The sequence below is a fragment of the Phocaeicola sp. RTP21198st1_B8_RTP21198_201120 genome (assembly GCF_040929485.1).
In the GTDB taxonomy this organism is placed as follows: Bacteria; Bacteroidota; Bacteroidia; order Bacteroidales; family Bacteroidaceae; genus Phocaeicola; species Phocaeicola dorei.
The window spans coordinates 402292-409829 of sequence record NZ_JBCOCI010000001.1; the positions used below are offsets into that span (position 1 = coordinate 402292).

At 41.0% G+C, this 7538-nt stretch carries 7 protein-coding genes; all 7 read left to right on the forward strand.

Translation table 11 applies throughout. The features are described 5' to 3' along the window. Window positions 1–7 precede the first annotated feature (7 nt). Window positions 8–562 carry a peptide deformylase gene (gene def / locus AB5935_RS01485; RefSeq protein ID WP_007832201.1) on the forward strand — a complete coding sequence of 185 codons (555 nt, stop codon included), beginning with the start codon at window positions 8–10 and terminating at the stop codon, window positions 560–562. 73 nt (window positions 563–635) lie between these two features. Further along, window positions 636–2645, forward strand: coding sequence for a tetratricopeptide repeat protein (locus AB5935_RS01490; protein WP_022186052.1), 2010 nt, complete (start codon window positions 636–638; stop codon window positions 2643–2645). 80 nt (window positions 2646–2725) lie between these two features. Beyond that, the gene (gene thrS / locus AB5935_RS01495; protein WP_007832205.1) at window positions 2726–4666 is read left to right on the forward strand and encodes a threonine--tRNA ligase; all 1941 of its coding nucleotides are present in this window, start codon (window positions 2726–2728) and stop codon (window positions 4664–4666) included. A gap of 115 nt (window positions 4667–4781) precedes the next feature. Then, window positions 4782–5378 (forward strand): translation initiation factor IF-3, encoded by a 597-nt coding sequence (infC, locus tag AB5935_RS01500; RefSeq protein WP_007832207.1) that lies wholly within the window; start codon window positions 4782–4784, stop codon window positions 5376–5378. A 71-nt stretch (window positions 5379–5449) separates the two neighbouring features. Beyond that, window positions 5450–5647, forward strand: a complete 198-nt coding sequence (rpmI, locus tag AB5935_RS01505; RefSeq protein WP_005851390.1) for a 50S ribosomal protein L35 — start codon at window positions 5450–5452, stop codon at window positions 5645–5647. A gap of 111 nt (window positions 5648–5758) precedes the next feature. After that, window positions 5759–6109, forward strand: a complete 351-nt coding sequence (gene rplT / locus AB5935_RS01510; protein WP_007832208.1) for a 50S ribosomal protein L20 — start codon at window positions 5759–5761, stop codon at window positions 6107–6109. A 466-nt stretch (window positions 6110–6575) separates the two neighbouring features. After that, a complete protein-coding gene (locus tag AB5935_RS01515; protein ID WP_038610551.1) occupies window positions 6576–7343 on the forward strand; it encodes an EFR1 family ferrodoxin in 768 nt (255 codons plus the stop codon). Window positions 7344–7538: the final 195 nt, after the last annotated feature.

Consider the following 7538-nt stretch of genomic DNA (forward strand, 5'->3'; position numbering starts at 1 on the left):
AAGAAAAATGATATTACCTATTTATGTGTATGGACAACCGGTGTTGCGTAAAGAAGCAGAGGATATTACCCCGGATTACCCTAATTTGAAAGAGTTGATAGCAAATATGTTTGAAACCATGAATCGTGCAGATGGTGTGGGTCTGGCTGCTCCGCAAATTGGTTTGCCTATTCGTGTCGTAACTATTGATCTGGATGTGATGTCTGATGAATTGCCCGAATTTAAGGATTTCCGTCGGGCTTATATAAATCCTCATATTTTAGAAGTGGGTGGAGAAGAAGTCAGCATGGAAGAAGGTTGTTTGAGTTTGCCAGGTATCCATGAAACGGTGAAACGTCCGGACCGTATTCATGTGACTTATTTGGATGAGGAGCTGAAAGAACATGACGAGTGGGTGGAAGGCTATTTGGCAAGGGTCATGCAGCATGAATTTGATCATTTGGACGGAAAAATGTTCATTGATCATTTGTCTGCATTACGCAAACAGATGATTAAAGGAAAGCTGGGGGCCATGTTGAAGGGCAAGGCGCGTTGTTCCTATAAGGTCAAGACTATAAAATGATAACTCCGCGATTTTGATTTATGCGCCACAGGTGGCGCATTTGTGGGGAAAACCGTATTTTTATAAATACAAAATGATAAAACGGATACTCTATACATTATTAATAATGTTCCCTGTACTAGCTTCGGCACAGATAAATACGGACAGGGTGATGGCGATAGGGCGTAATGCGCTTTATTTTGAGGATTATGTCCTTTCGATTCAATATTTTAATCAGGTGATTAATGCAAAGCCTTATTTGTCTGATCCTTATTTCTATAGAGGTCTGGCGAAGATAAATTTGGATGATTTTCAGGGGGCGGAGAGTGACTGTTCAGAAGCTATTGAGCGGAATCCGTTTGTGGTAAGTGCTTATCAGGTACGTGGATTGGCACGGATCCAGCAGAATAATTTTGCGGGAGCTATAGAAGATTATACCAAGGCATTGGAGTTTGATCCTGAGAATATAGGGGTATGGCATAATATGGCCCTTTGCCGTATCAGGCAGGAAGATTATAAGGGGGCGAAGAATGATCTGGATAAGCTGATCGCTATTTCCCCCCGATATACAAAGGCCTATTTGATGCGTGGTGAGGTGGATTTGAAGCAGAAGGATACTTTGGCTGCCGAAAAAGACTTTGGTAAGGCGATTGAAATAGACCGTTATGATGCAGATACATGGGCCAGCCGTGCTATCCTTCGTCTGCAGCAACAGAGATATAAAGATGCGGAAGCTGATTTTGATCATGCCATCCGTCTGTCCACCCGGAATTCAGGTGTCTATATCAATCGTGCTTTGGCCCGTTACCATCAGAATAACCTGAGAGGAGCGATGAGTGACTATGATATTGCATTGGATATTGATCCCAATAATTTCATCGGCCATTATAACCGGGGCTTATTACGTGCACAAGTAGGCGATGACAACCGGGCTATTCAAGACTTTAATTTTGTTATCGAAATGGAGCCTGACAATATGATGGCTATTTTCAACCGTGGTCTGTTATTGGATCAGACAGGAGATTATAAAGGGGCAATTAAAGATTATTCTACGGTGATAAATGAATATCCCAATTTTTTGCTGGGCTATCAGTACAGAGCGCAGGCACGTAGGAAAATAGGGGATGTAAAAGGTGCTGATGCAGATGAATTCAAAGTGTTGAAAGCACAACTGGATAAACAGAACGGAGTAGATCCTAATAAGCAGACTGCCGATAATACAGAGAATAATAAAACCCGTAAGAAGTCCGACAAAAACATGAACAACTATCGTAAGATTGTGGTTGCCGACAACGAAGAGGGAGAAGAAAAATATAAGAGTGACTATCGTGGACGCGTGCAGGATAAGAATGTGAATATTGTTCCCCAGCCTATGTTCGTGCTTACCTATTATGAAAAGCACGATGATGTGAAACGACAGGTCAACTATTATAAGTTCATTGAAACATTGAATAATCAGAAAGTACTTCCCGGTCGTCTGATTATAACTAATGAGGAAGCTCCTCTGACGGAAGAACAAGCTACAAAACATTTTGCATCCATTGACGAACAGACTGCTGCTATTGTGGCTGATCCGAATGATGTGAACAAACGTTTTGCACGTTCATTGGACTTTTATCTGGTGCAGGATTTTGCAAGTGCCATTGAAGATTTGAATCAGGCTATTATTATTGAGGGTAATTTCTTTCCGGTTTATTTCAATCGTGCTTTAATCCGTTATAAGCAGCTGGAATACCAGAAGATGGAAAAAGAGTATGATTTGAAAGTCAATCCGGGAGAGAAGAGTGCTGTGAAAGCTGCGGACTATGAAATGGTAAAGCGCGATTTGGACAAGGTGATTGAGCTGGCTCCGGATTTTGTCTATGCTTATTATAATAGAGGTAATGTGCTTTCTATCTTGAAAGACTATCGTGCGGCAATTGTTGATTATGACAGAGCCATCCAGTTGGATCCTAAATTTGCGGATGCTTATTTCAATCGCGGCTTGACACATATTTTCTTGGGTAACAACAGGCAAGGTATACAGGACCTGAGTAAAGCAGGTGAGTTGGGACTTTTCTCTGCTTACAATATAATCAAACGCTTTACGGAACGAAAAGAATAACATTTTTTTGCTAAAAAGAGGATAAGTCAAAAAGATTTCGTTATTTTTGCATCCTCAAGAAAGAAAATAAATAGAAGATTATGATAAAGATAACATTCCCCGACGGCTCTGTTCGCGAATATAACGAAGGAGTTACTGGTCTGCAGATTGCAGAAAGTATCAGTTCACGGCTGGCGCAAGATGTTTTAGCTTGTGGCGTGAACGGTGAAACGATTGATTTATCTCGCCCTATCAATGAAGATGCAAACTTCGTTCTTTATAAATGGGAAGACGAACAGGGCAAACATGCTTTCTGGCACACTAGTGCCCACTTGCTGGCCGAAGCATTGCAAGAACTTTATCCAGGCATTCAGTTTGGTATCGGTCCGGCCATTGAAAACGGTTTTTACTATGATGTAGACCCGGGTGAAGCAATCATTAAGGAGGCAGATTTGCCAGCTATTGAGGCCAAGATGGCCGAGTTGGCTGCAAAGAAAGAAATATTGGTGCGTCAGAGCATTGCTAAAGAGGATGCGTTGAAGAAATTCGGTGAAAGAGGTGAGACTTATAAATGTGAATTGATCTCCGAACTGGAGGATGGACACATCACCACTTATACACAAGGTGCGTTTACCGACCTTTGCCGTGGTCCCCACTTGACCTCTACTGCTCCTATCAAAGCTATCAAGCTGCTTTCTGTGGCCGGTGCTTATTGGAGAGGGCAGGAAGACCGTAAGCAGATGACACGTATTTATGGTATAACTTTCCCGAAGAAGAAAATGCTGGACGAATATCTGGTAATGCTGGAAGAAGCCAAGAAACGCGACCATCGTAAGATAGGTAAGGAAATGGATTTGTTCATGTTTACCGATATGGTGGGCAAGGGACTTCCCATGTGGTTACCGAAAGGTACTGCCTTGCGTATCCGTTTGCAAGATTTCTTGCGCCGTATCCAGGCCCGTTATGATTATCAGGAAGTAATGTGTCCGCCTATTGGCAACAAGAACCTGTATATCACTTCCGGACACTACGCCAAGTATGGTAAGGACTCGTTCCAGCCTATTCATACACCCGAAGAAGGGGAAGAATATTTCCTGAAACCGATGAACTGTCCTCATCACTGTATGATTTATAAGAATTCTCCACGTTCTTATAAAGACCTGCCGTTGCGTATCGCGGAATTCGGAACCGTATGCCGCTACGAACAGAGTGGTGAATTGCACGGACTGACCCGTGTGCGCAGTTTTACGCAAGATGATGCTCACTTGTTCTGTCGTCCCGACCAAGTGAAGGAAGAATTCCTTCGCGTGATGGATATCATTAACATTGTGTTCAAGTCTATGAATTTTGAGAATGTGGAAGCTCAGATTTCTCTTCGTGACAAGGTGAACCGTGAAAAGTACATTGGTAGTGATGAGAATTGGGAAAAAGCCGAACAAGCCATTATTGAAGCTTGCGAAGAAAAAGGCCTGACTGCGAAAGTGGAATATGGTGAAGCTGCATTCTATGGACCTAAATTGGACTTTATGGTGAAAGACGCTATCGGCCGTCGCTGGCAATTGGGAACAATTCAGGTAGACTACAACTTGCCCGAACGATTCCAGTTGGAATATATGGGTTCAGATAACCAAAAGCATCGTCCGGTAATGATTCACCGTGCACCTTTCGGATCAATGGAACGTTTTGTTGCCGTATTGATTGAGCACACTGCCGGTAAATTCCCGCTGTGGCTGACTCCTGATCAGGTAGCTATTCTGCCTATTTCTGAGAAATTCAATGAGTATGCGGAAAAAGTGAAAGCAGAACTGAGAAAATTCGATGTTCGTGCTATTGTGGATGACCGTAATGAAAAAATCGGCCGTAAGATTCGTGACAACGAAATGAAGCGTATTCCTTATATGTTGATTGTAGGTGAGAAAGAAGCTGAAAACGGTGAAGTTGCAGTCCGCAAGCAGGGCGAAGGCGACAAAGGAACTATGAAAATAGAAGAATTCGGAAAAAATATTGCCGAAGAAGTTTCTAATATGATAAATAAATGGTAACTTTGCAGCCGTTTGCAAAAGAGCACATTGTTAAACCTTTATGTATTCTTTTGCGTTAAGATAAAGAAATACTAATTAAAATAAGAAGAAACAAACAGGAACTAAAAGTTTTTTAATGAAGAATGACAGTTTAAAAGGGCAACACAGAATCAATGAACAGATTCGTGCCAAAGAAGTCCGCATAGTGGGCGACGATGTAGAACCGGCAGTTTATCCGATAGCTCAAGCTTTAAAAATGGCTGAGGATCATGAGGCTGACCTAGTTGAAATTTCACCCAATGCTGTTCCTCCAGTTTGTAGAATTATTGATTATTCTAAATTTCTTTATCAATTAAAGAAACGTCAAAAGGAACAAAAGGCTAAACAGGTAAAAGTAAACGTAAAAGAAATCCGTTTCGGACCTCAAACAGATGATCATGACTACAACTTCAAGTTGAAACATGCCATCGGATTCTTGCAGGACGGAGACAAGGTGAAAGCATATGTGTTCTTTAAAGGTCGTTCCATTCTTTTCAAAGAACAAGGCGAAGTATTATTGCTTCGTTTTGCGAATGACTTGGAAGAATATGCAAAAGTAGAGCAGATGCCCTTGTTGGAAGGTAAGAGAATGACTATTTCTTTGGCTCCGAAGAAAGCGGGCTCTCCGAAGAAGGCAGAAATGGATACTGCTAAAAAGGAAAATCCGAAAAAGGCAGTAGAAGCAAAAGAATAAAAAAAGAGTGCGTAACGCGCCGGTATAGTGCGTTACCACCATTTGAATAATAATTTAAAATTAAAAACAAGATGCCAAAGATCAAGACTAACTCCGGTTCTAAAAAAAGATTCGTTCTTACCGGAACAGGTAAAATCAAAAGAAAGCACGCTTTTCACAGTCATATTTTGACTAAGAAGACTAAAAAGCAGAAAAGAAACCTTGTACACTCAGGTCTAGTAGCTAATGCTAACTTGGATCAAGTTAAGGAATTGCTTTGCATGAAGTAATCTAAAAACAACGAAAGCGTAAACGTATTATTTAAAGTATTAACCGAATGTCTTTAGCTTGAAGTTCACCGTGTGAAACAGTGACGCTAACATTCAAAAAGAATTAAAACTATGCCAAGATCAGTAAATCATGTTGCTTCTAGAGCAAGAAGAAAGAAAATTTTAGGTCTTACCAAAGGTTATTTTGGTGCAAGAAAGAATGTATGGACAGTAGCAAAAAACACTTGGGAAAAAGGTTTGACCTACGCATACCGTGACCGTAAGAACAAGAAACGTAACTTCCGCGCTTTGTGGATTCAGCGTATCAACGCTGCGGCTCGTCTGGAAGGAATGTCTTATTCTAAATTGATGGGTGCATTACACAAAGCTGGTATCGAAATCAACCGTAAGGTGTTAGCTGATTTAGCTATGAACCATCCGGAAGCATTCAAAGCAATTGTTGCTAAAGCAAAAGTAGCTTAATTCTTCTGTAAACGGTGATATAAAGATTTATTAAAAGAGCAATCTCTATGAGGTTGCTCTTTTTTATTGCGGATGCTTTGTGATGTTTCATTAAGAATTTGAAATAACAATAAGCAGAATTACAGAGAGTTATTTTCTTGCTTATTATTTTTAACAAACAAATCCTGCTATACTCTTGTTTATATCATAAAAAGGACGTATATTTGTCATACGGAAAGAGATGAAAAGCGAGCCGCATTAGTTGGATTGGGAAACTCATCAAACTAATCTGAAAACCGAGACATAGCTTCATCTTCCAATGGCGGGCCACGCCTTCGGGTAGCATTTATGCCGGTGGATTACAAAGGAGGAGAGCACTCAAAACCTGTCATTCGGAGTTTCATCGCATCACTGGTGCGGCTTCATTATAAGGCGATGTTAATTCAAGAGATTAGCATCGCTTCTTTTTTATAAAAATAATACGGATATGATATTTTATTTTTCAGGTACAGGTAATTCAGCTTGGGTGGCAAGGCAGCTGGCGGAAGGACAGAATGAGGAATTGTTCTCCATCGCTGTGGAAATAGATAAGAATAAGGAGTATAAACTAAGAGAAGGAGAAAAAGTAGGTTTTGTCTTCCCTGTGTATGCATGGGGACCTCCGGAGATTGTACTTCGTTTTATCCGTCGGTTGAAGATGACTAAGCCGGAATATCTTTTCTTTGTCTGTACTTGTGGAGATGATACGGGTCGGACTGCACAACTCTTTTCTTCTGCTGTTGCCCGGAAGGGATGGCGGTGTGCTGCCGGTTACTCGGTCACCATGCCGAATACTTATGTTTCTTTGCCAGGTTTTGATGTAGACGATGAAGATGTGGAAACCCGGAAAGTGCATAATGCTGTTGCCCGTGTACGCTTTATTAACGAGGAGATAGCATCAAGGGTTCAAACGAAACATTATAATTGCCATGAAGGTGCGCTTCCATTTACCAAATCCTATTTTTTGCGTCCGTTTTTCAATACTTTCCTGATGTCTCCTAAACCTTTTTATGCTACAGAGGCTTGTATTGCTTGTAAAAAATGTGAGAAAGCTTGTCCTGTGAATAATATAAAAGTGACGGATCGTCCTGTTTGGGGAGATAACTGTACCCAATGCCTTGCTTGTTATCATATTTGTCCGGTTCATGCTGTGGAATATGGAAAAGTTACTGCGAAGAAAGGACAATACAAAGGACGGCTGCTGAAAGACTTATAAGTGCGAGAAATGGTCTGTATTGGTTTTATATTCTAAAGAAGAAGATTCTATACATAGACATTAAGTTATCTATCCATTTGGAAGGTGTGTCGAAACCCTCATGAACTAAAAATCACCCTCGTTACAGAAGTTGAACTGCACTCCTAAAGTTTTGTGTCCAACTTTTAGGGTGCAGTTCAACTTCTGTAACGAGGG

Excerpts from the sequence above, each read along its gene's own strand:
- infC (WP_007832207.1), top strand. The coding sequence starts at position 4,782 with ATGAAGAATGACAGTTTAAAAGGGCAACACAGAATCAATGAACAGATT.
- def (WP_007832201.1), top strand. The coding sequence starts at position 8 with ATGATATTACCTATTTATGTGTATGGACAACCGGTGTTGCGTAAAGAA.
- AB5935_RS01490 (WP_022186052.1), top strand. The coding sequence starts at position 636 with ATGATAAAACGGATACTCTATACATTATTAATAATGTTCCCTGTACTA.
- AB5935_RS01515 (WP_038610551.1), top strand. The coding sequence starts at position 6,576 with ATGATATTTTATTTTTCAGGTACAGGTAATTCAGCTTGGGTGGCAAGG.
- thrS (WP_007832205.1), top strand. The coding sequence starts at position 2,726 with ATGATAAAGATAACATTCCCCGACGGCTCTGTTCGCGAATATAACGAA.
- rpmI (WP_005851390.1), top strand. The coding sequence starts at position 5,450 with ATGCCAAAGATCAAGACTAACTCCGGTTCTAAAAAAAGATTCGTTCTT.
- rplT (WP_007832208.1), top strand. The coding sequence starts at position 5,759 with ATGCCAAGATCAGTAAATCATGTTGCTTCTAGAGCAAGAAGAAAGAAA.